General features: G+C 60.7%; 26 protein-coding genes. 17 read left to right on the top strand and 9 right to left on the bottom strand.

Annotated elements, in window-relative coordinates:
- Positions 1 to 3: 3 nt before the first annotated feature.
- Both ACQ4WP_RS09605 and ACQ4WP_RS09600 read right to left on the bottom strand, forming a co-directional pair.
- Positions 4 to 1389 (bottom strand): alkaline phosphatase, encoded by a 1386-nt coding sequence (locus tag ACQ4WP_RS09605; RefSeq protein ID WP_436520122.1) that lies wholly within the window; start codon positions 1387 to 1389, stop codon positions 4 to 6.
- 68 nt (positions 1390 to 1457) lie between these two features.
- The gene (locus ACQ4WP_RS09600; RefSeq protein WP_436519996.1) at positions 1458 to 2909 is read right to left on the bottom strand and encodes an alkaline phosphatase; all 1452 of its coding nucleotides are present in this window, start codon (positions 2907 to 2909) and stop codon (positions 1458 to 1460) included.
- A gap of 279 nt (positions 2910 to 3188) precedes the next feature.
- On the opposite strand from ACQ4WP_RS09600, the gene ACQ4WP_RS09595 reads away from it, so the two are divergent.
- From ACQ4WP_RS09595 to ACQ4WP_RS09580, 4 genes are all read left to right on the top strand, one after another.
- Positions 3189 to 4058, top strand: coding sequence for an MBL fold metallo-hydrolase (locus ACQ4WP_RS09595; protein WP_436519994.1), 870 nt, complete (start codon positions 3189 to 3191; stop codon positions 4056 to 4058).
- 20 nt (positions 4059 to 4078) lie between these two features.
- Entirely contained in the window at positions 4079 to 4735 is a 657-nt protein-coding gene (locus ACQ4WP_RS09590; RefSeq protein WP_436519992.1) for a DsbA family protein, read from the top strand.
- Between the two features lie 93 nt (positions 4736 to 4828).
- A complete protein-coding gene (locus tag ACQ4WP_RS09585; RefSeq protein WP_436519990.1) occupies positions 4829 to 6292 on the top strand; it encodes a catalase in 1464 nt (487 codons plus the stop codon).
- A 176-nt stretch (positions 6293 to 6468) separates the two neighbouring features.
- Complete coding sequence (locus tag ACQ4WP_RS09580; protein WP_436519988.1) at positions 6469 to 6846, top strand: hypothetical protein; 378 nt, start codon at positions 6469 to 6471, stop codon at positions 6844 to 6846.
- Positions 6847 to 6907: 61 nt separating this feature from the next.
- Here the strand turns inward: ACQ4WP_RS09580 and ACQ4WP_RS09575 are convergent, their stop codons facing one another.
- The 4 genes from ACQ4WP_RS09575 to ACQ4WP_RS09560 form a co-directional block, all read right to left on the bottom strand.
- A complete protein-coding gene (locus ACQ4WP_RS09575) occupies positions 6908 to 10486 on the bottom strand; it encodes an ABC transporter permease/M1 family aminopeptidase (RefSeq protein ID WP_436519986.1) in 3579 nt (1192 codons plus the stop codon).
- A gap of 10 nt (positions 10487 to 10496) precedes the next feature.
- Positions 10497 to 11390: an ABC transporter ATP-binding protein gene (locus ACQ4WP_RS09570; protein WP_035824559.1), complete on the bottom strand. Its 894-nt coding sequence runs from the start codon at positions 11388 to 11390 to the stop codon at positions 10497 to 10499.
- Positions 11391 to 11560: 170 nt separating this feature from the next.
- Entirely contained in the window at positions 11561 to 12757 is a 1197-nt protein-coding gene (locus ACQ4WP_RS09565; RefSeq protein ID WP_436519983.1) for an ABC transporter permease, read from the bottom strand.
- A 3-nt stretch (positions 12758 to 12760) separates the two neighbouring features.
- The gene (locus tag ACQ4WP_RS09560) at positions 12761 to 13540 is read right to left on the bottom strand and encodes an ABC transporter ATP-binding protein (protein WP_436519981.1); all 780 of its coding nucleotides are present in this window, start codon (positions 13538 to 13540) and stop codon (positions 12761 to 12763) included.
- 148 nt (positions 13541 to 13688) lie between these two features.
- Here ACQ4WP_RS09560 and ACQ4WP_RS09555 point away from each other — a divergent pair, with 148 nt between their 5' ends.
- Both ACQ4WP_RS09555 and coq7 read left to right on the top strand, forming a co-directional pair.
- Complete coding sequence (locus tag ACQ4WP_RS09555) at positions 13689 to 14120, top strand: hypothetical protein (protein ID WP_436519979.1); 432 nt, start codon at positions 13689 to 13691, stop codon at positions 14118 to 14120.
- A gap of 88 nt (positions 14121 to 14208) precedes the next feature.
- The gene (gene coq7, locus ACQ4WP_RS09550) at positions 14209 to 14853 is read left to right on the top strand and encodes a 2-polyprenyl-3-methyl-6-methoxy-1,4-benzoquinone monooxygenase (RefSeq protein WP_436519977.1); all 645 of its coding nucleotides are present in this window, start codon (positions 14209 to 14211) and stop codon (positions 14851 to 14853) included.
- 75 nt (positions 14854 to 14928) lie between these two features.
- Here the strand turns inward: coq7 and ACQ4WP_RS09545 are convergent, their stop codons facing one another.
- Positions 14929 to 15351, bottom strand: coding sequence for an OsmC family protein (locus ACQ4WP_RS09545; RefSeq protein WP_436519975.1), 423 nt, complete (start codon positions 15349 to 15351; stop codon positions 14929 to 14931).
- A 225-nt stretch (positions 15352 to 15576) separates the two neighbouring features.
- On the opposite strand from ACQ4WP_RS09545, the gene rplM reads away from it, so the two are divergent.
- The 5 genes from rplM (at position 15577) to erpA (ending at position 18554) form a co-directional block, all read left to right on the top strand.
- Positions 15577 to 16005, top strand: coding sequence for a 50S ribosomal protein L13 (gene rplM / locus ACQ4WP_RS09540; RefSeq protein ID WP_010393282.1), 429 nt, complete (start codon positions 15577 to 15579; stop codon positions 16003 to 16005).
- Positions 16006 to 16014: 9 nt separating this feature from the next.
- A complete protein-coding gene (gene rpsI / locus ACQ4WP_RS09535; RefSeq protein ID WP_010393285.1) occupies positions 16015 to 16407 on the top strand; it encodes a 30S ribosomal protein S9 in 393 nt (130 codons plus the stop codon).
- Positions 16408 to 16575: 168 nt separating this feature from the next.
- Positions 16576 to 17613 carry an N-acetyl-gamma-glutamyl-phosphate reductase gene (gene argC / locus ACQ4WP_RS09530; RefSeq protein WP_436519973.1) on the top strand — a complete coding sequence of 346 codons (1038 nt, stop codon included), beginning with the start codon at positions 16576 to 16578 and terminating at the stop codon, positions 17611 to 17613.
- A 90-nt stretch (positions 17614 to 17703) separates the two neighbouring features.
- Complete coding sequence (locus ACQ4WP_RS09525; RefSeq protein WP_436519971.1) at positions 17704 to 18093, top strand: bactofilin family protein; 390 nt, start codon at positions 17704 to 17706, stop codon at positions 18091 to 18093.
- A 98-nt stretch (positions 18094 to 18191) separates the two neighbouring features.
- On the top strand, positions 18192 to 18554 hold the full coding sequence (gene erpA / locus ACQ4WP_RS09520) for an iron-sulfur cluster insertion protein ErpA (RefSeq protein ID WP_029496047.1): 363 nt from the start codon (positions 18192 to 18194) through the stop codon (positions 18552 to 18554).
- 65 nt (positions 18555 to 18619) lie between these two features.
- Here erpA and ACQ4WP_RS09515 read toward each other — a convergent pair whose 3' ends face one another.
- Positions 18620 to 19714 (bottom strand): anhydro-N-acetylmuramic acid kinase, encoded by a 1095-nt coding sequence (locus ACQ4WP_RS09515; protein WP_436519969.1) that lies wholly within the window; start codon positions 19712 to 19714, stop codon positions 18620 to 18622.
- Between the two features lie 153 nt (positions 19715 to 19867).
- Positions 19868 to 21235: a M23 family metallopeptidase gene (locus ACQ4WP_RS09510; RefSeq protein ID WP_436519967.1), complete on the bottom strand. Its 1368-nt coding sequence runs from the start codon at positions 21233 to 21235 to the stop codon at positions 19868 to 19870.
- A 154-nt stretch (positions 21236 to 21389) separates the two neighbouring features.
- On the opposite strand from ACQ4WP_RS09510, the gene tyrS reads away from it, so the two are divergent.
- The 6 genes from tyrS (at position 21390) to ACQ4WP_RS09480 (ending at position 26032) form a co-directional block, all read left to right on the top strand.
- Complete coding sequence (gene tyrS / locus ACQ4WP_RS09505; protein ID WP_436519965.1) at positions 21390 to 22655, top strand: tyrosine--tRNA ligase; 1266 nt, start codon at positions 21390 to 21392, stop codon at positions 22653 to 22655.
- The gene (gene dtd / locus ACQ4WP_RS09500; protein WP_436519963.1) at positions 22652 to 23098 is read left to right on the top strand and encodes a D-aminoacyl-tRNA deacylase; all 447 of its coding nucleotides are present in this window, start codon (positions 22652 to 22654) and stop codon (positions 23096 to 23098) included. The genes tyrS and dtd overlap by 4 nt, the downstream gene beginning before the upstream one ends.
- Before the next feature lie 32 nt (positions 23099 to 23130).
- On the top strand, positions 23131 to 23775 hold the full coding sequence (locus ACQ4WP_RS09495) for a YbhB/YbcL family Raf kinase inhibitor-like protein (protein ID WP_436519961.1): 645 nt from the start codon (positions 23131 to 23133) through the stop codon (positions 23773 to 23775).
- Positions 23776 to 23778: 3 nt separating this feature from the next.
- The gene (locus tag ACQ4WP_RS09490) at positions 23779 to 24423 is read left to right on the top strand and encodes a histidine phosphatase family protein (protein WP_436519959.1); all 645 of its coding nucleotides are present in this window, start codon (positions 23779 to 23781) and stop codon (positions 24421 to 24423) included.
- 163 nt (positions 24424 to 24586) lie between these two features.
- A complete protein-coding gene (gene dusB / locus ACQ4WP_RS09485; protein WP_436519957.1) occupies positions 24587 to 25627 on the top strand; it encodes a tRNA dihydrouridine synthase DusB in 1041 nt (346 codons plus the stop codon).
- Between the two features lie 171 nt (positions 25628 to 25798).
- On the top strand, positions 25799 to 26032 hold the full coding sequence (locus ACQ4WP_RS09480) for a helix-turn-helix domain-containing protein (RefSeq protein ID WP_008445162.1): 234 nt from the start codon (positions 25799 to 25801) through the stop codon (positions 26030 to 26032).
- Positions 26033 to 26115: the final 83 nt, after the last annotated feature.

The raw sequence follows: 26115 nt of genomic DNA, 5'->3' as shown, positions 1-26115 counted from the left end.
AGATCAGAAGCCGAATGCCGCCTTCAGCAAGTCAAATACTCTGGTGTTGTCCAGCGTGCCCTTGAAGGCCTTGGCGCCGGCGCCCGTGGCCAGCAGCTTGACGTCGCCGCCGCCGTGGGTTTCGCTGGCCAGGCGCACGCCTGTTTCTTGCTTGTAGTTGTCGGACAGGGCCGTGGCGCTGTCGACGTTGGTGCGCAGGTCAGGGCGGTTCGGGCCGTTGCCGAATACCAGGGTGGTGTAGGTATTGCCGTCTTCATCCTTGCTTGGCTGGTTATCCTTGTAGCCGCGGTTGATGTCGAGGATAGGGTTGCCGCGCTTGCCGTAGCCGTTGAACGCCAGCGTGTGGTCGTGGTCGGCCGTGACGACGATCAGGGTATTTTCCAGCTTCGGATCGGTTTCCCTGACCTTGTCGATGGCCGCCTTGATGGCGTCGTCGAAGGCGATGGTGTCCGTCAGCGCGCGCTTGGCATTGATGCCGTGCAAGGCGTGGTCGATACGCCCGCCTTCGACCATCAGGAAGTAGCCAGCGTTGTTTTTCGACAGCAAGTCGATGGCTTTCAGCGTCATTTCCGACAGACTAGGCTGGGTCGCGCCTTCGCCCAGCGGTGGCGTGGCGGTGCGGTCCAGTTCATATTCCAGGTGGCTCTTCGCGCTATACAGGCCGATGAACTTCTTGTTGCCCGGCGCGGCTGCCATTTCTGCCTTGTTGGCGGCCACGGTGTAGCCCTTGGCCGCGAATTCGGCCAGCAGGTCGCGGCCGTCGGCACGGCCGCCCTTGTTGCTGGCGGACCATGGCGTGAAGTGGTTGCGTCCGCCGCCCATCAGTACGTCCACGCCGTCGCCCAGGGCCGTGTTGTAGCCGGTGCCGCCCGGCGCCGTTTGCGCGGCGATGGCGTATTGCGCATTGCGGTTGCAGATATGCGAGAAGGTCGTCGCCGGCGTGGCATGCGTCAATTCCGTGGTGGTGATGGCGCCCACGGCCTTGCCCTTGGCTTTCGCCAGTTCCAGGATGGTGGGCACGCTCTTGCCGCCGGCCGGGCAGTTGTCCACGCCCAGGTTGCCATTGGCGTCGCGGCCCGGTTCCTTGGCGATGGTGTCTTGCGCCATCGAAATGACTTCATTGTTCATCTTGACGCCGGTCATGTAGGCGGCCATCGATGGGGCGCTGTCCGTCGTTTGCGCATCGTGCGAGAACGTCTTGATGCGCGCCGTGCGTTCCAGCTTGTCCATGTTCAGGCTGCCCTCTTCCTTGTACTTGAAGATGCGCGCTGCCGTCACGACGGAAGGGCCCATGCCGTCGCCGAGGAAGAAGATGACGTTCTTGGCGTCGGCGGCGTAGGCGCTGGCGACGCTGGCGGCCACGAGCGTGGTCAGCAAGGAGAGTTTCAGGGCCGATTTCAGAGCGGCGGGTTTCGATGCAAGTTTCATGTGCTTGTCCAATTCTTGTCTCTTGGGGATTACAGACCGCCGGCGGTCTTGACCAGGCCGAATACTGTGGTGTTGTCGATGGTGCCCAGGAAGGTTTCCGAACCCTTGCCGATGGCGCCCAGGAAGACGTCGGTACCGCCATGGGTTTCATTGCCGACCGCGGTGCGGATGACCGCTTCCTGGTGGTAGGTGTTGGCGCCGGTGACGGTTTCGTCGAGGCCGGCCATGGCCGCGCGGCTCGATTGCGTGCGGTTCTCGCCATTGCCGAAGCCGATGATCGAATACGGTGCGCCGTCCAGGTCTTTCTCGACCGCGCCCGTCACGTAATTCTTCACCACGCCCAGCACGCCAGCGTTGCCGGCAGCCGTCTTGCCCGTGCGCTTGGCGTAGCCGTTCAGTACCAGAGTGTGGTCATGGTCGGCCGTGACGACGATCAGGGTATTGGCCAGGGTCGGATCGGTGAGCTTGGCTTTCTCGATGGCGGCCTTGATGGCGTTATCGAACGCGACGGTGTCCTGCAAGGCTTTCTTGGCCGTGGTTTCGTGCAGCGCATGGTCGATGCGGCCGCCTTCGACCATCAGGAAATAACCCTTCTTGTTCTTGGCCAATACATCCATGGCCTTGGTGGTCATTTCCGCCAGGCTAGGTTCCTTGGCCGCATCGCGGTCCAGGTCGTAGCTCATGTGGCTGGAGGTGAACACGCCGAACAGGCGGTCCGTCTTGGCAGCATCGACGGCCTTGAAGTCGATGGCGTTGTTGGCGACGGTGTAGCTCTTCGCTTTCAGCTCGGCCACCAGATCGCGGTCGTCGGAACGCTTGCCGCCGTCCTTGAACGGCTTGAAGAATTGCGCGCCGCCACCGAGCACCACTTCCAGGCCGGTGGTGCCCAGGGCGCTGTTGTAGCCGGTGCCGCCTGGCACGAGGGCCGCAGCGATATCGTTTTCCAGGTCGCGGTGGCAGATGTGCGAGTAGGTGGCCGCCGGCGTGGCGTGCGTCACGCGCGCCGTGCTGACGACGCCGGCCGCGTAGCCCTTGGCCTTGGCCAGTTCCAGCAAAGTGGTGGCGGGCGTGCCGTTGCCGGTGCCGCATTTGTTGACCAGCTTGTTGCCGTTGGCATCCTTGCCCGGATCGATGGCGAGCGTGTTGGCCGACATGGAAATGACTTCATTGTTCATCTTGACGCCCGTCATGTAGGCGGCCATCGATGGCGCGCTGTCGGTGACTTGCGCATCGTTCGAGAAGGTCTTGACGAAAGCCGTTTCCGGCAGCGTGTCCATGGTCAGCGCACCCTCTTCGCCTACCGAATAGATGCGCGCGGCCGTCATGGTGGTCAGGCCCATGCCATCGCCGAGGAAGAAGATGACGTTTTTCGGTGGCGCTTCAGCCACTACCTCTTCTTTTTTGGCATCGCTGCCACAGGCGGCCAGCATCAGGGTGATGGCGACGCTGCAGCCAGCGACGGAAATTTTTCTGCGTGTCATGTGGTTCATCCGGCTAGGTTTGAAAGAGCTAGCAAGATAACAATCCAATGTGACACCCTCATGACCCTGTGACACATTTGACATGCTGATGCGCGTCCGCTGCCGTGTTGTTTCAGCGCACCTCCCCGGTGGAAGAGTGCACTGTGCCGTGTTTGTCGGCCTTCGATTGAATCGATGATTGCGTCGAATCAAGCAACAAATTATTGCGGTTTATTGGGTTTTTCTACCGGATTAAGCAACGTAAGATGCATGCATCCCATCATCTTGTGAAGGCGCATCATGTTCTCCAAATCCATCAGCAGCGTTCTTGTTTCCACCCTGTTTGCCGCCGGCGCCGCCTCGGCCGCCGCCAGCGCTCCCTTGACCCTGGAAGTATTCAACCCGGGCGAAGCGGCCATCTTCCCCGTCGCTTCCGTGCTGGTCGCAGGCAAGCATGATGCCGTGCTGATCGATGCCCAGTTTTCGCGCGCCGAAGCGCAAAAGCTGGTGGAGAAAATCCGCGCCAGCGGCAAGAAACTGACGACGGTGTACATCAGCCACAGCGATCCCGATTTTTACTTTGGCCTCGATGTGATCAAGGCCGCTTTCCCGCAGGCAAAAATCGTCGCCACTTTGGCAACGGTCGCGGAAATCCGCCGCAAGGCCGAGGCCAAGGTCGCCTACTGGGGCCCGATCCTGAAAGACAATGCGCCGCATGGCATCGTCATTCCCGATGCGCTGAAGGGCAAGCGCATCACCCTGGAAGGCCAGTCGCTGGACATCGCCGGCCTGACGCCAGCGCGCACCTATGTGTGGATTCCTTCGATCAAGGCCGTCGTCGGCGGCGTGGTGCTGTTTGGTAACTTGCACGTGTGGACGGCTGATACGCAAAGCGCGCAATCGCGCCAGGACTGGCTCAAGACGCTCGATGGCATTGCCGCACTGAAACCGGTCACCGTCGTGCCCGGCCACTTCAAGGTGGGCTCGTCCCTGACGTCCGACAGCATCGGTTTTACGCGCGACTACCTGGTGACGTTTGAAGCGGAAACGGCCAAGGCCGCCAATTCGGTCGCCCTGATCGAGGCCATGAAACAGCACTACCCGAGCCTGGGCCTCGATGGCGCGCTGGAGACTAGCGCAAAAGTCGCCAAGGGCGAAATGAAATGGTAAGCGGCAACAGGGAGGTCGTCATGCCCACACTGCACTACATTTTCGATCCCCTGTGCGGCTGGTGCTACGGCGCCGCGCCGCTGGTCGAGGCGGCGCGCGCCGTGCCCGGTCTGACGGTGGCGTTTCACGGCGGCGGCATGATGACGGGCAGCAATCGCCGCCAGATCACGCCCGAATGGCGCGGCTATGTGCTGCCGCATGACCGGCGCATCGAGCAGTTATCTGGCCAGCCATTCGGCGACGCCTATGTCAACGGCTTGCTCAATGACACCAAGGCCATGATGGATTCCGAACCGCCGATCACGGCCATCCTGGCGGCTGAAATGCTGGCCGGCAAGGGCCTGGACATGCTGCAGCGCGTGCAGCGCGCCCATTACGTGGACGGCTTGCGCATCGCCGACTTGCCCGTGCTGCTGGCGCTGGCACAAGAACTGGGCATGGATGGCGCTGCATTCCAGGCAGAGTATGCGCTGCAGGCGGGCGCCGCCACGCAGCAGCACATCGATGCCAGCCGCACCTTGCTGGCGCAGGTGGGCGGGCAGGGCTTTCCCACATTCGTGCTCGACGATGGCAGCGGCAAGTTGTCCGTGATCGATATCGGGGGCTTTTTGGGCCAGCCGGCGAAGTTGCAGGCGCAACTGGGCGGTGTGTGCGATGCCCGCGGTTGTACATTGTAAATTTCTATCGATTCGATAAAATCAATTATCTTTTCCTTTGTTGTTGACCTCGTTACACTGCTTCCATTAGTCAACAACGAAGGAAAAGCAGCCATGAACCAACAGCCGCCATTCAGTACCGCCTCGGGCATCCCCGTCGCCGACAAGCAGAATTCCATCAGCGCCGGTCCCCGCGGCCCGCTGCTGCTGCAAGACTTCCACCTGATCGAAAAACTCCAGCATTTCAACCGCGAGCGCATCCCTGAGCGCGTCGTGCACGCGAAAGGTTCGGGCGCCTATGGCACTTTTACCGTCACGCACGATATTTCGCGCTACAGCAAGGCCAGGCTGTTCAGTGAAGTGGGCAAGCAGACGGCGACCTTCGCGCGCTTTTCTACCGTCGGTGGCGAACGCGGCAGTGCCGATACGGAACGCGACCCGCGCGGCTTCGCCGTACGCTTCTATACGGAAGAAGGCAATTGGGATTTGGTCGGCAATAACACGCCCATGTTCTTCATCAAGGACCCGATCAAGTTCCCCGATTTCGTCCACACGCAAAAGCGCGATCCGCAAAGCAATCTGAAATCGGCCGAGATGATGTTCGACTTCTGGAGCCATGCGCCGGAAAGCCTGCACCAGGTCACCATGCTGTTCTCGGACCGCGGCACGCCGGACGGCTACCGCCACATGGATGGCTTCGGCAGCCACACGTATAGCCTGATCAATGCCGATGGCCAGCGCGTGTACGTGAAATGGCACTTCAAGACGCGCCAGGGCATCAAGAATCTGCCTGCGGCGGAAGCGGGCCGCCTGGCCGGTGCCGACCCCGACTACGCCCAGCGCGACCTGTTCGGCGCCATCGAGCGCGGCGATTTCCCGCAGTGGGAAGTCAAGCTGCAAGTGGCGACGCAGGAGCAACTCTATGCATGGGAGCAGCGCACGGCCTGGAACCCGTTCGACCTGACGAAAGTGTGGCCGCACGCCGACTTCCCGCTGCTGCCGGTGGGTATTTTCGAGCTGAACCGCAACCCGGACAATTACCACGCGGAAGTCGAGCAGGCTGCCTTTTCGCCGGCCAACGCCGTGCCGGGCATGGGCTATTCGCCGGACAAGATGCTGCAAGGCCGCCTGTTCGCCTACCACGACGCCCAGTTGTACCGGGTCGGCACGAACCACCAGCATCTGCCCGTGAATGCGGCCCGCTGCCCCTTCCACAACCAGCAGCGCGACGGCGGCATGGCGATCAACAATGGCGGTGCGGCACAGAATTACGCGAACGTGGCGGCGGCAGGCACGCAGCCGCAAGGCCTGGGCCATGGCGAGGGGGCGCTGGCGCTTGATGGCGGCGCGGCGCGCTACGATGGGCGCGGCGTGGAAGACGATTACACGCAGGCCGGCAATCTGTTCCGCCTGATGTCGGCACAGGCCAAGCAGAACCTGTTCGACAACCTGGCCGGCCCCTTGAGCCAGGTGCGGCCGGAAACCCTGCAGCGTCAGCTGGGCCACTTCGACCGGGCCGATGCCGCCTACGGCGCCGGCGTGCGGGCAGCCTTGCAGGCACGCGGCGTGGCACTGTAATCAGCGATCACAGGCGGAACAGGTTTGTTCCGCCTGTTGTTGATGCAGCACAAATTAGAGGGTGATACCAAATATTGCCGTATGGACATATTTGTCTTCCATGCGTAGACTTGTCGGTCTGATGATTGCGCCGTCGTCCTGGCGGCGTCCTGACTAGAAAGTCCTGCAATATGAATATGGCGAAGCTGTCGGTGCATGGGGACGACCCCACGCTCAAATCCATCCTGGAAGTCTTGCCCACCGATCCGGAACGGCAATGGCGCAAGGGCGAGGCGAAGGGCGCGGGCCGCGTGCATCTCGATTCCGGCTTCGACGTGCTGATCGCGCAGGCGTCCAAAGCGCAAGTGCTGCCCTCGCGCATACGCAGCTACCTGGCCGAATGCCGCTCGCGCGGCGTCACGTTCACCATGCCGCGCATCGTGGCCGAGCTGCAACTGGAGCTGAACGGCGACGACACGGTCGACGCGCCGCTGGACCTGACCCTGACCGACATGCAGCACCTGACGGAAATGGGCATCAGCCTGAGCCTGGTGACGCGTTCCGCCGCAGCCTGATACCTGGGCCTGACGTGGATGCATAGAAAAATGGCCGCCTGTTCAGGGCGGCCATTTTTCGTCACGGTTCTTCGAGCTCGACGGTGACCATATTGTCATCGGGTTTGCGGTCGATCAGCTTGTTGTCGGGATCGATGCCTGCCTTGCCGGGCCGGCTGCCGACGATGACGGTATAGCTCGCTTCGCGTGCCGTCATGCGCAGGCGTTCGCGCAGCAGCGGCTGGCCATTCGCATCGTCGACGCCGATCTCGATCCAGTCGTGCAGGAGCGCGTCGTGTTCTTCTCCCTGTTCACCTGCCGTCAATTTGCTCGCCTGCACCTTGAGGGTGACGGCGTACTTGCCATCGCTGCGTTTCGTGGCCGTGGCCGCCAGGGCGCGGTTGTCGAACAGCACGATTTTCTCGAACAGATCATCGATCAGGTAAGCCTGCTCGGGTGGCGTGACCTGGCGCAAGCCGGCAATCAGGGCCGTCACGCTGGCGTAAGGCGGGCCTTTTTGGCCATGGGTCTTGAGCAGCTCGCGCAGCACGCCGTTGACCTTGTCTTCGCCGATGATGTCTTGCAGCAAGTACATGGCCAGGCTGCCCTTGTGGTAATGGATGTACGCCTGGTTTTCATTCTCGGCCAGCGGCAGTTCCTTCTTGCGCTCTTCGCTGCGTCCCATCAGGTATTGATTCAAACCATAGCGCAGGAAGCGGCGCATCTTGGCCGGCCCCACGGTTTTCTTCATCACCATCAGGGCCGAATATTCGGCCAGGGTTTCGCTGAGCACGGTGGCACCCCGTGTGTCGCCGCCGACCAATTGATGCGCCCACCACTGATGCGCCACTTCATGCGCCGTGATGTAGAACGGATAGTCGATATCTTTCGGGTTCTTGTCGTCCACCTTGGCGATGAAACCCAGGCCTTCCGAATACGGAATCGTGTTCGGGAACGATTGCGCAAAAGTGGCATAGCGGGGGAATTCGACGATGCGCAAGACCTTGTGCTGGTAGGGGCCGAAGTTCTTCGTGTAGTAATCGAGCGCTTCCTTGCTGCCACGCACGAAACGCTCGAGGTTGTATTCATGGCCAGGCTGGTAATACACGTCGATGGCCACGTCCTGCCAGCGCTCGTGCCTGACGGCGTAGCGGGCCGACTGGAACGCGTAGAAATTCAGGATCGGCTGCTCCATCGTGTAATGGAAGTAATGGCGGCCCTTGGCGATCCAGTCGTTGTCCAGCATGCCCGGCGCGATGGCCGTCTGGCCGTCGACGGTACTGACGGTGGCGTCAAAGTTGATGCGGTCGGCGTCGTTGCTGACGTAGTTGTCGGCCAGCCCCCGTGCATCGTCGCGCGGCAAGGCCCGTTCGCGCGCGGGCAAGCCGTGTTTCTTGCGGTCGCGCGGGTCCGTCAATTCCTGCTGCGGCTGGTAGCCGATGTGCGGCAGCACGGCATTCGTGAAGAAGGTGCCGTTGGCCACCACGGGCGTGTCCTGGCCCAGGCTGAAGATGCCGCGCGGCGCATAGGAAATGTCGAAATCGAGGCCCAGGCTGGCGCCCGGCGCCAGCGGCGCGGCCAGGCGGTAGCTATAAAAGCCCAGCTTGCCGTCATCGAGGCCGGGATGCACGCGCGCATCGAAACGCAGGCGCATGGTGGAGGTCGGGTCTTGCTGCACAAAAATGTGGCTGATCGGCAGGCTGGTTGTGTTTTGCAGCACATAGCGGCCCGTGACGGCCAGGGTGCGCTGCGCCGGGTAGATGGCCACGTCGAGTTTCACGTCGGTGATTCTCGGCTGTGGCGTGGCGGTAAACTTGCGGTACTGGCGCTCGATACTGGCGCGGTCCGCATCGCGGGCGTAGTCGGATTTGTAATCGTTGGCCACGTGGAAGACGTAGAACAGCACGGCGCCGGCGCCGACGAAGATCAGGACGCCGCCGGCAAAGCTGGCCAGCACGCCTTGCGTCAGGCCGTGGCGCGCCAGGCGCAATCGGATGCGCCAGCTGTCCTGCGCGCCGCGCGGCCAGAATAGCAGCGACAGCACCGTCAGCATGACGGCCGCGCCGCTCCAGTACAGCAAGTACCAGCGCTCGCGCAACACATAGTGGCCGGCGCCGTTCATGGCCGAATATATAAAGTCCGGCGTGTTGCCGTACAGCAGCAGCGGGTCGCCCAAGCCCAGCGAGGAAAAGCTGATGCTGGCGATGTGGTACAGAATCATGGCGAAATACGCCAGATACTTGTGATTGATCAATACCTGCAAAAAGATGGCCAGCACGGCAATCAGTGCGTAATGCGGCAGGTGCGACAGGAACAGCGATTCCACGTACAGGCCGGGGTCGAGGCGGTAATAGCCCTTGAAGATCTGGATCGACATACCGCACAGCATGATGACCAGGCTCAGCAGTGCTTGCAGGCCGATCAGCGCAAACAGTTTCGACAGCAGGGGCAGCCAGTTCGGCACGGGCAGGGCGTCGAGCATCAAGTGCGTGCCCGCCTCGCGCTCGCGCCATACCAGCTCGCCCGCGTAGAAGGTGGTAATGATCAGCATGAACAGGGCGAACGAGGCGCTGACCATTTCCAGCACCTTTTCCGTCACCGGATAGGTATTCGTGCCATACATGGAGCCCATGTCGAGCGCGCCGCCATACATGGTCAGCACGCCGGCCAGCACGATGACGACAAAATAGATGTTCTTGATGGTTTCGCGCAGGTTCAGCCAGCTCATCTTGACGAGCAGGGCGGCCAGGTTGCGCTGCGCGAAGTCCGGCGCTTCCTGCGTGGACAGCGAGGCGTTCGACAGGCGCAGCGGCACGTCACCCTCGCTGCGGCGCTTGCCGGCGCCCGCGTCCGTCGTGGCGTGGAACTGGAAGCGCCAGTAACCGAGCAGCAAGGCCACCAGGGCGAAGCCGGACCAGATGGCGCGGTTCAGCAAATACACGCCTTCCAGGTTCACCAGGCGCGTGTTGCGCTCCGCGTTCGGCCAGTATTCCGTCAGGCGTATCAGCGCCGTGGTGCCGAAGGGGTCGATCAGGGCGGCCAGGGTCTTGTAGTCGAGGTCGCGTGCCAGCGAGGGCGCCACCAGGTAGCCGATCAGCATGACTACCGAGCTGATGTACACGGGCAGCATGCGCCGCGTCAGGGCGGCGATGACGAAGAAGATGGCGCCGAAGATGAACAGGTTCGGCAGCAGGGTAAACACATACGGCATCAGATAGGCCAGCGCCCGTTGCGGGCCCAGCCGTTCCGGGTCGATGCCGGGCAGCCAGGCGCCCAGCCACGCACCGATGACGATGCTGGAAAACACCACGGCCAGCACCAGATAGGCGCCGAGGAAGCGGCCAAATACATACTGGTATTTTTTGATCGGCGCGCTGAAGAAGAAATGTTGCATGCCGTATTCGAAATCCTGCTGCACCGAGCGGCCCATCATGGCGGCCACCACCACGGCGCCGAAGCAGCCCAGCAGGCTGCATGTGAACGCCAGCGAGCGCGGCGCGTTGATCAGGAACTTGCCGCCGAAACTGATGCTCGCTTCCTTGAAGACGCCGCCGGCGGCAGCCATCCACAGCATGGCCAGCGCCAAAAACATGACGAAATACACCCAGGTGGACAGCAGCTTGAGCCGCTGTCGCGCTTCAAAGCGGGCGATGGCAAACATGGCCGCCCCCTCAGTCGCACTGCGGGGCGACGCGGTGGCGCCCGGCAATGGTGGCGAAATACAGGTCTTCCAGGTCGCCGATGGCTTCCTCGAAGCCGTCGCCCGGGTCATCGTCGCTGTAGACGTGGATCAAGGTGCGGCCCGACAGCAAGCGCGTGGAAATGACGGCGTGGCGCTGCTGGAAGCTGGCCAGCTCTTTCTTTTCGACAAAGCGCGCCCAGATTTTGCAGCTGACTTCGTCGATGAGTTCCTGGGTCTTGCCGCACAGCAGCAAATGGCCCTTGTTGATGATGGCCATGTTGGCGCACAGGTCGGCCACGTCGGACACGATGTGGGTCGACAGGATCACCGTCTTGTCTTCGCCTATGTCGGACAGCAAGTTGTGGAAGCGCACGCGCTCCTGCGGGTCGAGGCCGGCCGTCGGCTCGTCGACGATGATCAGTTTCGGGTCGCCCAGCAGGGCTTGCGCGATGCCGAAGCGCTGGCGCATGCCGCCGGAAAAGCTGCCCAGGCGCTGGTGGCGCACGTCGAACAGGTTGGTTTGCTGCAACAGGCCATCGACGACTTCGCGCCGGCGCGCCCGCTGCGACAGCCCTTTCAAGGTGGCGAAGTGGTCGAGCAGTTCGTAGGCTGTCACTTTCGGGTACAGGCCGAAGTCTTGCGGCAGGTAGCCCAGCATGCGGCGGATCTCGTCCTTGTCGTCGAGCACGTCGTAGTCGCCGAAGAAGATGGAGCCGGAATCGCACTCCTGCAGGGTGGCCAGGGTGCGCATCAGGGTCGACTTGCCGGCGCCATTCGGGCCCAGCAAGCCAAACATCCCGGGCGGTATCGTCAGCGACACGTTATCCAGCGCCACCACGCCATTCGCGTAGGTCTTCGACAATTTACGGATCTGCAATTCCATACAACTCCTAACTCATGCGTTGTTGCCCGATGCTACAAGGCTACTCTATGCTGGCATTGTATTGAATTTAAGACGTACTGGGCAGTTGCATGCGATACACGGCATTTTCGCGTGCCCAGAGTGCAGATGGGCGGGGTGGATGGCACCCCGCTTCACCCTTGCTGGCGTGTCTAATTGCGGAAGAGAACGGATTCGCGGTTAAACCACCAGCGGCACAGCATCAGCAGGGCGCCCGCGATCACCGTGGTCGAGGCCAGGATCACGCCGAACATGCGGTAATCCATGGTGCCTTTCACCAGTTCCTTCATGGCCAGCGACACATTCGTCAGCGGCACCATGGCCCAGATCCAGTTCAGTTCGACACCGGGCAGCATGGCCGCCACCGTGGGCAGGATGACAAACAGCATCAATGGCGTGATCATGCCAGCCGCTTCCTTGTAGCTTTTCGCGTAGATCGAGATCGACAGCAGCAGCGAGGCAAAGATGGCGGCCGTCGGCACCAGCATCAGGGTCACCATGGCCAGGTCGGGCAAGCCGATGCTGCGCACCATGATGGCCATGTGGCCTTCCAGCGAACTGCCGAAGATGGCCAGCAGGGCGCCCATGCTGCCTACCATCAGCACGGCCGAGGTCATGCCGACGGTAAACAGCACGAGGAATTTGGCCAGCACGATGGCGCTGCGCGGCACGGGCGCCAGCAGCAGGGTTTCCAGGGTGCCCCGTTCCTTTTCGCCGGCGCCCAGGTCGATGGCCGGGTACATGGCCGCCGTCAGGCACACCATCAGCAGCAAATAGGGCAGCATGCCGCCGACGATGGCGCCCATCTGCTCGCGCTCGTTGGCCGTCGATTGCTTGTCGAGCACGATGGGGTGCAGGGCAAAGGCCAGCTGGGCCGGACTCAGGTTCAGGGCCGACAGCGCCCCTTCGCGCAGACTGGCGTTGTAGGTCTCGACAATGTCGCGCACCCGCTGCTGGGTCACGTCGACCGTGCTGGCGCTGTTGTAGTGCAGCACCACCTTGGCTTGCTGCTGTTGCTGCAGCGCCTCTTCAAATTGGGGCGGAATGACCACGGCAAACTTGATGGTGTCGTCGCCGATGGCGCGGCGGATGTCGCCCTCGCTGGCCAGTGGCACTTCGCGCAAGTTGTGCTGCTGGGCAAAACGCGCGCTCAAGCCCGGCGAATGGGCCTTGCCGAACAGGGTGTAGCGCATTTCCGCCGTCTTGGCGCTCTTGAACATATTGCTTGAAACATAAGCGAAGCCGCCAAAGATCAGCGGCATGGCAAAGATGGGGATGAGGATGGTAAAGATCAGCGTCTTGCGGTCGCGCGTGAGTTCCAGCAACTCTTTCAGATAAATGGTCCACATGGCTCAGGTTCCCTGGTTGATGACGCTGACAAAGGCATCGTACAGATCGGCACTGCCGCCCAATTGGCGCAGTTCCTTGACCGTGCCATTGAAGGCGGTGGTGCCGCGATTGATGATGCAGACGCGGTCGCACAGCTTTTCCACCTCGTGCAGATGGTGCGTGGAAAAGATCAGCGGCACGCGCAGCGCCTTGTAGCTGGCGATGAAGTCGAGCAAAATTTTGGCCGACATCACGTCCAGGCCCGTCGTCGGTTCGTCGAGGATCACCACCTGCGGCTCATGCACGACGGTGCGGGCGATCGCGCACTTCTGTTTCATGCCCGTCGATAACTGATCGGCCCGCTTGCCGCCGTATTCCTCCATGTGCAGCAGGGCAAACAGCTCGTCGCAGCGGCGTTTCAGCTTGTCGGCCGGCATGCCATGCAGACGGCCAAAGTACTCGACGTTCTCGCGCGCCGTCAGGCGGCCATACAGCCCCGTAGAACCGGACAGGAAACCGATGCTCTGGCGCGCCACCAGCGGCTGGCGCAGCACATCGACGCCGTTCACCAGAGCGCTGCCCGCGTCCGCTTGCAGGGCCGTCGACAGCAGGCGCAAGGTGGTGGTCTTGCCGGCGCCATTCGGACCCAGCAGGCCTAGCACTTCGCCCGGGGCGCAGCTGAAACTGACGTCGCGCACGGCGTGAAACCAGCCCTCATGTTCGCGCGGATCGCTGACGTGCACGCCCTTGCCCTTGTGGGGCGGCATGCGGAAACGTTTTGCCAGGTGCTTGACCTCAATCATGTGTTTCATCCATTTGACGGTGAAAAGCGAGAGTAGCATGCAAAAAATGTAACTTGCAAGATGGAAATATCGTTTGGTCTATTGAAAAAAACAGCATCTTCATGCAAGCTGGCCTGGTGGGCGCCGGCGGACGGCGCGGGAGAGCGCAATGCGAACGATCGATCAGGCAATGCAGGACAAGGTACTTGCCGTAGCGCGCGCCGGCATGACGAGTGCCGAAGCCATCGGTTTCTTCCGCGTCAGCCTGGGTTTGTACTACCTGGCCGGCCTGATGACGGAGGAAACGCTCGATTTCAAGCAGATCGATGCGAAGTACAACCGTTTTATTTACCACTCGATCGGTGGTGGGCACAGCATCGCCAGCGTGCTGCAATTCATGAGCGGCGAGAAAGTCTTGCGCGTGCTGCAATCGGAGCGTTTTCGCGCCGCGTTTGCCCAGCATTGCCCGGACATCCCCGTTGACAGCATTTCTTTCCTGATTTCACTGAACCTGGGCGTGGCGAAAAGTCTGTCCGGCCTGGACGCCGTCGGCCCCGTGGTCGATTGGATCGAGCAGGAAAAAGCGCGCACAAGTCAATAAAGCCCCGTTCACCCTGCGCGCGGCGTGGGTACGGCTGGCCCCGATCGTCCTATAATTCATGTTTTCCCTTACATGAATAATAGCCACGATGAGCGCGAACCGATATTTTGACCCCCTGGATCGTTTGATTGTTGGCGCCGACAAGGCCCTGCGCGTCATGGCAGGCGTGGCCTCGGCCTCGCGCCCCACGCCGGCTGCGCACGCGCCCGATGCGGCGTTGAGCGCGGCCGAGCAGCGCCACAGCGCCGGCTTGATGCGCGTCAACCACGTGGGCGAAGTGTGCGCGCAAGCCCTGTACAACTCGCAGGCGCGCTATGCGCACAGCCCGGCCATCCGTGCCCAGTTCGACGAGGCGGGACGCGAAGAGGAAGACCACCTGGCCTGGACGGCGCAGCGCCTGACGGAGCTGGGCTCGCGTCTGAGCCTGCTCAATCCCCTGTGGTATGCGGGTTCCTTTGCGCTGGGCACCATTGCCGCGCGCATGGGCGACGGCCGCAGTCTGGGTTTTGTGGTGGAAACGGAGCGCCAGGTGGAAGCGCACCTGGCCAGCCACTTGCAGGAATTGCCGCCGCAGGACGCCAAGTCACGCGCCATCGTCAAGCAGATGGCGATTGACGAAGTGGAACACGGCGCCGCCGCCCAGCGCCTGGGCGCCATCGATACCCCGGCGCCCGTGAAGGCGTTGATGGGGCTGATGGGTAAAGTGATGACAAAAACGGCTTACTATATTTAGGCGCAGAAAAGAGCCGGGGTCAGACCCGTCGGGTCTGACCCCAGTTTTCTGCTGCATCCAAGCAAATTGTGCCGATTATTCCTCGATGATTTCGAAGGAATGCGTAATTTCCGCAGTTTTCGCCAGCATGATCGATGCCGAGCAATATTTGTCATGCGACAAGGCCACGGCTCGTTCCACGGCCGTCGGTTTCAGGGCCTTGCCCCGCACGGTGAAATGGAAGTGGATCTTGGTAAACACTTTCGGATCGGTCTCGGCGCGCTCGGCCTTCAGGCTCACTTCGCAGCCACTGACCGCTTCGCGCCCCCGTTTCAGGATCAGCACCACGTCATAGGCGGTGCAGCCGCCCGTGCCCAGCAAGACCATTTCCATGGGGCGTGGCGCCAGGTTGTGGCCGCCGCCATCGGGCGCGCCATCCATGGTCACCAGGTGGCCGGAACCGGTTTCTGCCCGAAAACTCATGCCCGACGGGCCATTCCAGCTGACTTTGCATTCCATCGTACTCTCCGAAAATTGTAAGCGTTTTGTATTGTAATAGAGGAATGCCTGTCCATGTGCCGCCCGCCGGGCCGCAGCGGGTCTGCATCGTGGCTTGACGCGACAAGGCAAAGCCGCTTATACTTGTCGGCTTTCCGTTCGCTCAGGAAAAGTAAATAAGGCAGAGTCCGCATAGCAGCATCGGCGGAACCACCATTTGAGCGTGTAATCTATTAGGAAGTCAACATGAAAACATTTTCCGCTAAAGGACATGAAGTCCAGCGCGATTGGTTCGTGGTTGACGCGACGGACAAAGTCCTCGGACGTGTTGCCAGCGAAGTGGCACTCCGACTGCGCGGCAAACACAAACCAGAATTTACTCCTCACGTCGATACCGGCGACTTTATCGTCGTCATCAACGCAGGCAAACTGCGTGTGACCGGTACCAAAGCTACTGAGAAAATTTACTACCGTCACTCTGGCTATCCAGGCGGCATCTACGAAACCAACTTCCAGAAAATGCAACAGCGTTTTCCAGGTCGCGCGCTTGAGAAAGCGGTCAAAGGCATGTTGCCTAAAGGCCCACTCGGCTACGCAATGATCAAGAAGCTGAAAGTGTACGCGGAAGGTTCCCATCCGCACGCTGCTCAGCAACCTAAAGCACTTGTTCTCTAAGGAACTGACATGATCGGTAATTACAATTATGGAACCGGCCGTCGCAAAAGTGCAGTGGCTCGGGTTTTTATCAAAGTTGGCACAGGCTTGATCGTTGTTAACGGCAAACCAGCAAACGAATACTTTTCGCGCGAAACGGGTCTGATGGTCATCCGTCAACCTCTGGAACTGACCGGCAATGTCGAGCGTTTCGACATCAAAGTCAACGTCCATGGCGGCGGTGAGTCGGGCCAGGCTGGTGCAGTTCGTCACGGCATCACCCGCGCTCTGATCGACTACGATGCAGCGTTGAAACCGGAACTGGCGAAAGCCGGCTTCGTTACCCGCGATGCACGTGAAGTCGAGCGTAAAAAAGTTGGTCTGCGCAAAGCACGTCGCGCAAAGCAATTCTCGAAGCGTTAATTTCTACGCTACAGCACCTTCGGGTGCTGCTCGAAAAGCCGCTGGACTTCGGTCCTGCGGCTTTTTTGCATTTCAGCGGGATGCGCCGTTGCGCTGTAAAATACGCGGAAAACCCTCAGGGGTAGCATTTCCCTTCATCTTTATGCAGTATCTATACAAGGAAAGAACATGATCAAAGTTGGCATCGTCGGCGGCACTGGATACACGGGCGTGGAATTGCTGCGCTTGCTCGCTACCCATCCAGATGTCGAGTTGACGGCGATTACTTCGCGCAAGGAAGATGGCTTGCCCGTTGCTGACATGTATCCTTCCCTGCGTGGCCACGTAAAACTGGCGTTTTCCTCGCCGGACAAGGCCAAGCTGGAGCAGTGCGACGTGGTCTTCTTTGCCACGCCACACGGTGTTGCCATGGCGCAAGCACCAGCGCTGCTGGCCGCCGGCGTGAAAGTCATCGACCTGGCCGCCGACTTCCGCCTGAAAGACCAGGCCAAGTTCGAACAGTGGTACAAGATTCCCCATACGGCGCCCGAGCTGATCGAACAAGCCGTGTACGGCTTGCCGGAACTGAATCGTGAAGATATTAAAAAAGCCAGCCTGATCGCCAACCCCGGTTGCTACCCGACCACCATGCAACTGGGCTTTTACCCGCTGCTGAAGGCCGGCCTGGTCCATGCGGGCGGCTTGATCGCCGACTGCAAGTCGGGTGTCTCCGGCGCCGGCCGCAAGGCGGAAATCGGCATCCTGTTCTCGGAAAGCAGCGACAGTTTCAAAGCCTACGGCGTGGCCGGCCACCGCCACTTGCCGGAAACGACGGCGCAACTGCAACGTTTCACGGACGAAAAAGTGGCGCTGACCTTTACGCCGCACTTGGTGCCGATGATCCGCGGCATGCATTCGACCCTGTACGCGCAGCTGAACAAGGATGTCAGCAATGAGGAATTGCAAGCCTTGTTCGAAGAGCAATACAAAGATGAGCCTTTCGTCGACGTGATGCCATTCGGCTCGCACCCGGAAACCCGCTCCACGCGTGGCTCGAACATGCTGCGCCTGGCCTTGCACCGCCCTGAAGGCGGTAACACCGTCATCGTGCTGGTGGTGCAGGATAATCTGGTCAAGGGCGCCTCGGGCCAGGCTGTGCAGTGCATGAACTTGATGTTTGGCTTGAAAGAAACAGCTGGTTTGCAACACATCGCCCTGCTGCCGTAAAAATAGGCAGCCGTGCTTGTGCAGGTGCGGCGCCTTTTTGCCGGACCTGTGATAAATTGGACTGCCAGCTACCCCGACAGGATGACGTTCATGTTCGAGCGCAACGCGAAAAACCCCATCGACACCCTGATCGGCGCCTCCACGCGGATCGAGGGCGACTTGCTGTTTTGCGGCGGCTTGCGCATCGATGGCCATGTGCGCGGCAATGTCACGGGCGAGGCGGGCGGGCCCACGTATGTGGTGCTGGGCGAGGCAGGCCGCATCGATGGCGAAGTGCGCTGCTCATGCCTGGTCGTCAGCGGCGAGATCAATGGCCCCGTGTACGTGTCGGAAATGCTTGAAATCCAGCCGAAAGCCCGCATTCTAGGAGAGGTCTATTACAAGGTGCTGGAAATGCACAGTGGCGCATTGGTGCAGGGCAAGCTCAGTCGCCACGACAGCGCCGACCCCGTGCTGCACCTGGCCGTGTCTGAAATGTGAGCAGGAACAACACCGTCCAGCCGCGTCAGCGGCGGTCGCAGCGCGACTTGCGCCAACAGTCTATAATGAGTTAATGTTTTCTAGTAGGAGTGTCTGATATGAATGCCGTCGCTGAAATGCAAGATGTGATCCCTTCACCCATTATCTTTACCGATAGCGCCGCTGAAAAAGTCGCGCAGTTGATCGAAGAAGAAGGCAATCCCGACCTGAAATTGCGCGTCTTCGTGCAGGGTGGCGGCTGTTCCGGCTTCCAGTATGGCTTCACCTTCGACGAAATCGTCAACGAAGATGACACCACCATGGTCAAGAACGGCGTCCAGCTGTTGATCGATTCCATGAGCTACCAGTATCTGGTCGGCGCGGAAATCGATTACAAGGATGACCTGGAAGGCGCGCAGTTCGTGATCAAGAATCCAACGGCGACTTCTACCTGCGGTTGCGGTTCGTCCTTCTCCGTTTAAGTATTAAACGGAGCAAGTAAGAAAATAGCGGATCGATGATCCGCTATTTGTGTTTCTACGTCTGCTCAACGCGGATACAGCGCACCCAGCACTCGTAAACCCTGCGCGCCTGTCACGGCCGGCAAGTTGCCCGGCTTGCGCTGCGTAAAGCGGCAAGCCAGCCAGGCAAACGCCAGCGCCTCGACCTGGCTGGGCGCCACGCCCAGCGCTTCGGTAGACGCCACCGCCATACCAGGCAATGCAGCGGCCAGCGCCGCCATCAGGCTGGCGTTCTGCGCGCCGCCGCCACACACATACAGCGTTTCCGCCTGCGCCCCGTCGCGCGTAATGGCGTGCGCCAGGCTGGCGGCAGTCAGTTGCGTCAAGGTCGCCTGCACGTCGGCCGGCAGGGCGGCTGGATGCTTGGTCAGCTTGCCTTGCAGCCAGTCGGCATGGAACAGGTCGCGTCCCGTGCTTTTCGGCGCCGGCAAGTCAAAATACGCTTCATTGAGCAATTCTGCCAGCAGGGCAGGGATGACCTTGCCCGTGGCGGCCCAGGCGCCGTTGGCGTCGTACGGCTGGCCCAGGTGCTGCAAGACCCAGCCATCCATCAGTGCATTGCCGGGGCCCGTGTCGTAGCCCGTTACCGTGCCGTCTGCATGCAGCACGCTGATATTGCTGATGCCGCCGATATTGGCCAGCACACGCGTGTGGCCGGGCAGATTGAAAATGGCTTGATGGAAGGCCGGCACCAGCGGCGCGCCCTGGCCGCCGGCGGCCACGTCGCGGCTGCGCAAGTCGGCGATGACATCGATGCCCGTCAGTTCGGCCAGCAAGGCCGGGTTGTTCAACTGGCGCGTAAAGCCCAGCTCGGGGCGGTGGCGGATGGTCTGGCCATGCGCGCCGATGGCGACGATGGCGTCCGCGACTATGCCCGCGTTGCTCAATAGCATGGTGACGCAGTCGGCGTAATGGCGCACGAGTTGATTGGCCGCCAGCGCTTCGCGTTCGATTTCATTCTGGCCGGCACTTTGCAATGCCATCAGGTCGGCGCGCAGGCTGGCGGGAAAGGCAATATAGGCGTCGCCCAGGCTGCGCACGCTGCCATCGTCGGAAAAGTCGACCAAGGCGCCGTCGACGCCATCGAGGCTGGTGCCCGACATCAAACCGATATACAGCATGGGTGTTTCCTCGCGTGCGTAAGTGATTGGGTACATTGTGCCGCATTTGTGCCGTATGCAAAAGCGCGCGGGAAAAACAAAGGCACCGGCCATCTGCATGGGCGGTGCCTTTATATGTTGCCCGGGGGCAATGTCGCAGTGTCGCAGTGTCGTTTAACGCGACGCCAGAGCCGTGTCGTTCGGACGCAGCAGGGTGAAGCGGTGCATCATGTCATTGGACACCATGCGGAAGCGGCTCAGCTCGGCGGCCGTCAGCGGCGCCTGGGCTTGGACGTTCAGTTTGCTTGGGTCTTGTGCCACGCCGCCGACGCGGAATTCATAGTGCAAATGGGCGCCCGTGGACCAGCCGGTGGTGCCGACATAGCCGATCACATCACCCTGGCTTACTTTTTGACCTTTTTTCAAGCCAGAAGCGAAGCGGCTCATGTGGGCGTAGGCGGTGGTGTAGTTGGCCCAGTGTTTCAGGACAACAACATTGCCGTAGCCGTTTTGACTGCCGACGGTATCGACCACGCCGTCGCCCGAGGCGCGGATAGGCGTACCGGTTGCAGCAGCGAAATCGATGCCCTTGTGTGCTTTCCAGTTGCCGGAAATCGGGTGCACGCGCATGGAGAAGCCGGACGAGATGCGGGAGAATTCGAGGGGGGATTTCAGGAAGGCTTTTTTGAGGGACTTGCCGTCAAAACTGTAGTAACCGCCGCCTTGTTTGCTGGCTGGGTCTTCGAACCAAACGGACTGGTAAGTCGTGCCGCGGTTGGTGAATTCACCGGCCAGGATGCGGCCCGCTCGGACGAATTCGCCATCTTGCCAGAATGTTTCGTAGACGACATTGAACGCGTCGCCGCGTTTCAGGTCGGAGCGGAAGTCGATATTGGTCGAGAACATTTCCACGATTTGCGCGGAAATCGAGTCTGGCAGGCGGGTGCCGTCCAGGCTGGAGTCGGTGGCGGCGAACAGGGTGGAAGTAATCTTGCGCGCGTGCATTTCAACGCGGCGTTCCAGCTGGGCTGCAACTTCCGTGGCCACGAACTTGTCGCCCTTGCGGGTGATCAGGATGTTCTTGACCGATTTGTCGCTGCCATCGACGAGGGTGGCGCGCATCCAGTTGAGGTCGCCGTTTTCGGACGTTTGCGCTTGCACGCGCTTGCCCGATTTGAGCAACATCACGCCGCGCGCAATCTTGTCGGTCTTGATGAAATTGGCGGCCGCCGTATCATCCACGCCGAGACGGGTCAGCAGGGTGGCGAGGGTATCGCCAGCGCGGACTTTTTCTTCGTGGGTGAAATTCTGGTCTACCTGTTCCATCGCGGAAATTTGCGAGGCGAGATCAGGCATTTCCAGGTTCTGGGCGATGGACGTGACCGGCAAGTCGGATGCGTCGGGCGCCATGGGAGACACAGCGACAGCGCCAAAGGCGGTAACGGCGAGCAGCACTGCCGACACGCCGATAATGCGTGCCTTGCGTGTCGTCGTCAGCTGTGTGTACAAGCGTGAGCCTGTGATTTTATGTATAGGGTTCATGCAATCAGTTAAAATTTGCCCTTGAACGTGACCTGAACTAGTGCTCTTTGTTATTGTTATTTTGGTTCGTTTTCATACGGCAAGATTGATGGGATCGAGCATTATAGCAAACTCCGCAAACCTACTACCATTTTGAGATCTACAGTCAAATTTTATGGAAATCAACACCACCGCATCGCCTGTAAAGGCTAACGCCGCTCAGACCGCACTTCCACTGTCGGACAGAGTACAAGAAGCCCTCGCGATTACCAAGCGTGGCGTCGACGAACTCTTGATCGAAAGCGAATTTGCGCAAAAATTAGCACGTTCCGAGAAAACCGGTGTTCCACTGCGCATCAAACTGGGCCTGGACCCGACTGCACCCGACTTGCATCTGGGCCACACTGTCGTGCTGAACAAGATGCGCCAGTTGCAAAACCTGGGCCATCAAGTCATTTTCCTCATCGGCGACTTCACTTCGATGATCGGCGACCCTTCGGGCCGCAACGTCACGCGCCCGCCTTTGACCAGGGAACAGATCGAGATTAACGCGATGACGTATTTCGCGCAAGCATCTTTAGTGCTGGATGCCAGCAAGACTGAAATCCGCTATAACTCCGAGTGGTGCGATCCGCTGGGTGCGCGTGGCATCATCCAGCTCGCTTCCCACTACACGGTGGCGCGCATGATCGAGCGCGACGACTTCACCAAGCGCTTCCAGGGCGGCATTCCTATTTCCGTACATGAATTCCTGTACCCGCTGATGCAGGGCTACGACTCGGTGGCCCTGAAATCGGACCTGGAACTGGGCGGCACGGACCAGAAGTTCAACCTGCTGGTGGGCCGCGAACTGCAAAAGCAGTACGGACAGGAGCAGCAGTGTATTTTGACCATGCCGCTGCTGGAAGGTTTGGACGGCGTGGAAAAAATGTCCAAGTCGAAGAATAACTACATCGGCATCACGGAACCGGGCAACACCATGTTTGCCAAGCTGATGAGCATTTCCGACGTCATGATGTGGCGCTACTACGAGCTGCTGTCGTGGCGCTCGATCGCCGAACTGGCGCAGCTGAAGAGCGAAGTGGAGGGCGGGCGCAATCCGCGCGATGCCAAGGTTGCGCTGGCGCAAGAGATCGTCGCCCGCTTCCACTCGCAGCAGGCAGCGGAAGATGCGCTGGCCGACTTCGTCAACCGCTCGAAGGGCGGCATTCCCGACGATATCGCGGAAGTCAGCCTGGCTGGCGCCCCGCTGGGCATCCCGCAATTGCTGAAACAGGCTGGCCTGTGCCCGTCCGCGTCGGAAGCCATGCGCAAGATCGACCAGGGCGGCGTGCGCATCGACGGCACCGTGATCAGCGACAAGGGCCTGCAAGTGGCGGCGGGCCAGTTTGTGTTGCAAGTTGGCAAGCGCAGTTTCGCGCGCGTCACCTTGACGGCATGATTGCGCTGCTGCAGAGAGTCACGCAGGCAAAGGTGGATGTCGCCGGCGCCACCGTCGGCGCCATCGACGCCGGCCTGATGGTGCTCGTGTGCGCCGAGCGGGGCGATACGGAGAAGGAAGCGGACGCCCTGCTGACCAAGCTGCTCGGCTACCGCGTGTTTGCCGACGAGGCGGGCAAGATGAACCGCAGCGTGACAGACGTGGCCGGCGGCTTGCTGCTGGTACCGCAGTTCACTCTGGCGGCCGACACCAAGTCCGGCACGCGCCCGTCGTTCACGCCGGCGGCCGCGCCGCAGGACGGCTTGCGCCTGTTCACGCATTTCGTGGAGCAGGCGCGCGGCCGCCATGCGACCGTGCAAACGGGGCAGTTCGGCGCCGACATGCAAGTGTCGCTGACGAACGATGGACCCGTCACGTTCTGGCTGCAAGTGAACGCCAAATAAGCGTCAAACAATAAATACAAGGGGAGCAAGCGATGAAATTGTGGAGCGAGACGTTTCGTGATGGCGGCCTGATGCCGGCCGAATATGCGTTTGCCGAGATCGACCCGGCCAGCCGCGTGCGCCTTGCCGGCAACCGCAATCCCCATCTGGCCTGGGACGAGGTGCCGAACGGCACCGAGTCGCTGGCCCTGTTCTGCATTGACCCTGATGCGCCGCAAGACGCCAGCCTGGCCAACCGCGATGACCAGACCCTGCCGCTGACGGCGCCGCGCGGCGACTTTTATCACTGGAGCTTGCTCGACTTGTCGCCAGCCATGCGCTCGATTGCCGCCGGTGAATTTTCCAGCGGCATCACGCCGCGCGGCAAGGCTGCCGGCACTGCTACTAGGCTGCAATTGCGCCAGGGCATCAACGACTACACGGACTGGTTTGCCGGCGATCCTGATATGTCCGGCGATTATTACGGCTATGATGGTCCGTGCCCGCCGTGGAATGACGAGCGCATCCACCATTACATTTTCCGCCTGTATGCGCTCGACGTGCCGCGCCTGGCCTTGCCCGAGCGTTTTACAGGGCAGCAAGCGCATGCCGCCATTTACGGTCACATCCTCGACGAAGCCCAGCTCGTCGTTGCCTATTCGCTCAACCCCGAGCTGGCACTTACCCTGAAGAAATAAAGCATGAGCACCACGATCTTACTGATACGCCATGGCGAAACGGCCTGGAATGCGGGCCGCCGCCTGCAGGGCCATATCGACATCGCCCTGAACGAAGCGGGCCTGGCGCAAGCGGCAGCGTTGGGGCAGGCGCTGGCGGATGCACCGCTGGCCGCCATCATTGCCAGCGATTTACAGCGCGCGCAGCAGACGGCGCTAGCCGTGGCCGGCGTGAAAGACTTGCCGGTGCAGACGGACCCCTTGCTGCGCGAGCGCTGCTACGGCGCCTTCGAAGGCTTGCTGTATGCGGACATCGCCGCGCGCTATCCGCACGAGTATGCGCAATGGCAATCGCGCCAGATCGACGCCGTGATGCCATCGGGCGAACGCCAGGCCGAGAGCTTTCGCCAGTTCTATGCGCGCGCGAACGGCGCCATCGCCCGCTGGGCCGAACTGTATGGCGGCCAGACGATTGCCATCGTGGCCCACGGCGGCGTGCTCGAGTGTGCCTACCGCGAGGCGCTCGGCATGGCGCTCGACAGTCCGCGCGACTTCCAGGTCCAAAATGCCAGCGTCAACCGCTTTTTGTATGCGGACGGCAAGCTGCATTTAGAGCACTGGGGAGACATCGAACACCTGAACGTGCCCACAATGGACGAGCTGAGCTAAGCGTTGAGTGAGTCGCCGGGCCGCACCCCGCCGGCGGTCCGTTTTGCTGTGCTGCACAAGCGTGGCGCCCACTCTGGCGCACTGAAACAAAAAAATAGTGCTTATTAAATAGGCAGGGAATCGGTTAAAATAGCAGGTTCCTCCGTCCATTCCAGGTTCTTCAGTGCAAATCGGCCCTCACATTCTGCGCAACAACGTTTTCGTCGCTCCCATGGCGGGCGTGACGGATCGGCCTTTCCGCCAGTTGTGCAAGCAGCTGGGGGCAGGCTATGCCGTGTCGGAGATGGCGGCGTCGAATCCGCGCCTGTGGGCGACGGAAAAAAGCGCGCGTCGCACGGACCACGAAGGCGAAATGGAGCCGAAGGCCGTGCAAATCGCTGGTGCCGATCCGCAAGACCTGGCCGATTGCGCCAAGTTCAACGTGGACCGGGGCGCGCAGATCATCGACATCAACATGGGTTGCCCCGTGAAGAAGGTGTGCAACAGCTGGTGCGGTTCGGCCTTGTTGCAAAACGAAAGCCTGGTCGAAAAAATATTGCATGCCGTCGTCAACGCCGTCGATGTGCCCGTTACCCTGAAATTTCGCACGGGCTGGAACCGCGAAAACAAGAATGCCCTGACCATCGCCCGCATCGCCGAGCAAGCCGGCATCCAGATGCTGACCTTGCACGGCCGCACGCGCGCCGATGGCTACAAGGGCGATGCCGAATATGAAACGATTGCCGCCGTGAAAGCCTCGGTGGGCATCCCCGTGGTGGCCAATGGCGACATCAGCAGCCCGGAAAAGGCCCGCTTTGTGCTCGATCAAACGGGCGCCGATGCCGTCATGATCGGCCGCGCGGCGCAGGGCCGGCCGTGGATTTGCCGCGAGATCGACCATTTCCTGCGCACCGGCACTTTATTGCCGGCACCCTACGTGGATGAAGTGCGCACCTTGATGGATGAGCATTTGCGCGCCCATTACGCGTTTTACGGTGAATTCCTCGGCGTGCGCACGGCGCGCAAGCACATCGGCTGGTATGTGAAAGATCTGGAAGGCGGCGAAGCGTTCCGCCAGCAAATGAACTTGCTGGAGTCGACGGATGCGCAATTGCTGGCCGTGGATCAATTTTTTGAGTCGCAATGGAAATTTGGCGAACGGTTACAATACCGCCTCTCCGAATCCAGTGAAAGTGGCCTGCTAGAAACGGCCACGGTAGCATGAGCAGATAGCAATAAGTAGGGTAAATCAGTTACCAGCAGTACAAGGGCGAGCGCCTATACAGAGCGTCATGCAATATTAATTACAACACCGAGGCAAGACGGCAGCAGGCGGACCGCATGAGCGGCGCGGCAGCGGATTACCAGGTGTTCAGCCGGTTGAAGCATACAAAAAATGAGCAAAGAAAGCATTCAGGAAGTCGTACAGAAAAGTCTAGAAGATTACTTCAATGACCTGGGCGAACAGCAAGCATCGAATATCTATGACATGGTCGTGCTGACCGTGGAAAAGCCCATCCTGGAAGTCGTGATGACACGCGCCGATGGCAACCAGTCGCACGCCGCGCAGATGCTGGGCATCAACCGCAATACCCTGCGCAAGAAATTGCAGGAGCACGGTTTGCTGTAATGCCGGCATGCAAGTGACGCCAAGATTTGAATCCGCCGCAGCCCGGCACCGGGCCTGCGCCATTCGCCAAGAACACTTAACCA

This window comes from Janthinobacterium lyxosi, assembly GCF_051380665.1.
In the GTDB taxonomy this organism is placed as follows: domain Bacteria; phylum Pseudomonadota; class Gammaproteobacteria; order Burkholderiales; family Burkholderiaceae_D; genus Janthinobacterium.
Note: the sequence above shows the minus strand (reverse complement) of the source record. Positions and strands in the feature narration are given on the sequence as shown.

Excerpts from the sequence above, each read along its gene's own strand:
- ACQ4WP_RS09480 (WP_008445162.1), top strand. The coding sequence starts at position 25,799 with ATGAGCAAAGAAAGCATTCAGGAAGTCGTACAGAAAAGTCTAGAAGAT.
- ACQ4WP_RS09595 (WP_436519994.1), top strand. The coding sequence starts at position 3,189 with ATGTTCTCCAAATCCATCAGCAGCGTTCTTGTTTCCACCCTGTTTGCC.
- ACQ4WP_RS09495 (WP_436519961.1), top strand. The coding sequence starts at position 23,131 with ATGAAATTGTGGAGCGAGACGTTTCGTGATGGCGGCCTGATGCCGGCC.
- ACQ4WP_RS09575 (WP_436519986.1), bottom strand. The coding sequence starts at position 10,486 with ATGTTTGCCATCGCCCGCTTTGAAGCGCGACAGCGGCTCAAGCTGCTG.
- ACQ4WP_RS09555 (WP_436519979.1), top strand. The coding sequence starts at position 13,689 with ATGCGAACGATCGATCAGGCAATGCAGGACAAGGTACTTGCCGTAGCG.
- rpsI (WP_010393285.1), top strand. The coding sequence starts at position 16,015 with ATGATCGGTAATTACAATTATGGAACCGGCCGTCGCAAAAGTGCAGTG.
- erpA (WP_029496047.1), top strand. The coding sequence starts at position 18,192 with ATGAATGCCGTCGCTGAAATGCAAGATGTGATCCCTTCACCCATTATC.
- ACQ4WP_RS09600 (WP_436519996.1), bottom strand. The coding sequence starts at position 2,909 with ATGACACGCAGAAAAATTTCCGTCGCTGGCTGCAGCGTCGCCATCACC.
- ACQ4WP_RS09580 (WP_436519988.1), top strand. The coding sequence starts at position 6,469 with ATGGCGAAGCTGTCGGTGCATGGGGACGACCCCACGCTCAAATCCATC.
- ACQ4WP_RS09570 (WP_035824559.1), bottom strand. The coding sequence starts at position 11,390 with ATGGAATTGCAGATCCGTAAATTGTCGAAGACCTACGCGAATGGCGTG.
- ACQ4WP_RS09565 (WP_436519983.1), bottom strand. The coding sequence starts at position 12,757 with ATGTGGACCATTTATCTGAAAGAGTTGCTGGAACTCACGCGCGACCGC.
- rplM (WP_010393282.1), top strand. The coding sequence starts at position 15,577 with ATGAAAACATTTTCCGCTAAAGGACATGAAGTCCAGCGCGATTGGTTC.
- ACQ4WP_RS09525 (WP_436519971.1), top strand. The coding sequence starts at position 17,704 with ATGTTCGAGCGCAACGCGAAAAACCCCATCGACACCCTGATCGGCGCC.
- ACQ4WP_RS09560 (WP_436519981.1), bottom strand. The coding sequence starts at position 13,540 with ATGATTGAGGTCAAGCACCTGGCAAAACGTTTCCGCATGCCGCCCCAC.
- coq7 (WP_436519977.1), top strand. The coding sequence starts at position 14,209 with ATGAGCGCGAACCGATATTTTGACCCCCTGGATCGTTTGATTGTTGGC.
- ACQ4WP_RS09545 (WP_436519975.1), bottom strand. The coding sequence starts at position 15,351 with ATGGAATGCAAAGTCAGCTGGAATGGCCCGTCGGGCATGAGTTTTCGG.
- ACQ4WP_RS09515 (WP_436519969.1), bottom strand. The coding sequence starts at position 19,714 with ATGCTGTATATCGGTTTGATGTCGGGCACCAGCCTCGATGGCGTCGAC.
- ACQ4WP_RS09510 (WP_436519967.1), bottom strand. The coding sequence starts at position 21,235 with ATGAACCCTATACATAAAATCACAGGCTCACGCTTGTACACACAGCTG.
- argC (WP_436519973.1), top strand. The coding sequence starts at position 16,576 with ATGATCAAAGTTGGCATCGTCGGCGGCACTGGATACACGGGCGTGGAA.
- ACQ4WP_RS09590 (WP_436519992.1), top strand. The coding sequence starts at position 4,079 with ATGCCCACACTGCACTACATTTTCGATCCCCTGTGCGGCTGGTGCTAC.
- ACQ4WP_RS09490 (WP_436519959.1), top strand. The coding sequence starts at position 23,779 with ATGAGCACCACGATCTTACTGATACGCCATGGCGAAACGGCCTGGAAT.
- ACQ4WP_RS09585 (WP_436519990.1), top strand. The coding sequence starts at position 4,829 with ATGAACCAACAGCCGCCATTCAGTACCGCCTCGGGCATCCCCGTCGCC.
- tyrS (WP_436519965.1), top strand. The coding sequence starts at position 21,390 with ATGGAAATCAACACCACCGCATCGCCTGTAAAGGCTAACGCCGCTCAG.
- dtd (WP_436519963.1), top strand. The coding sequence starts at position 22,652 with ATGATTGCGCTGCTGCAGAGAGTCACGCAGGCAAAGGTGGATGTCGCC.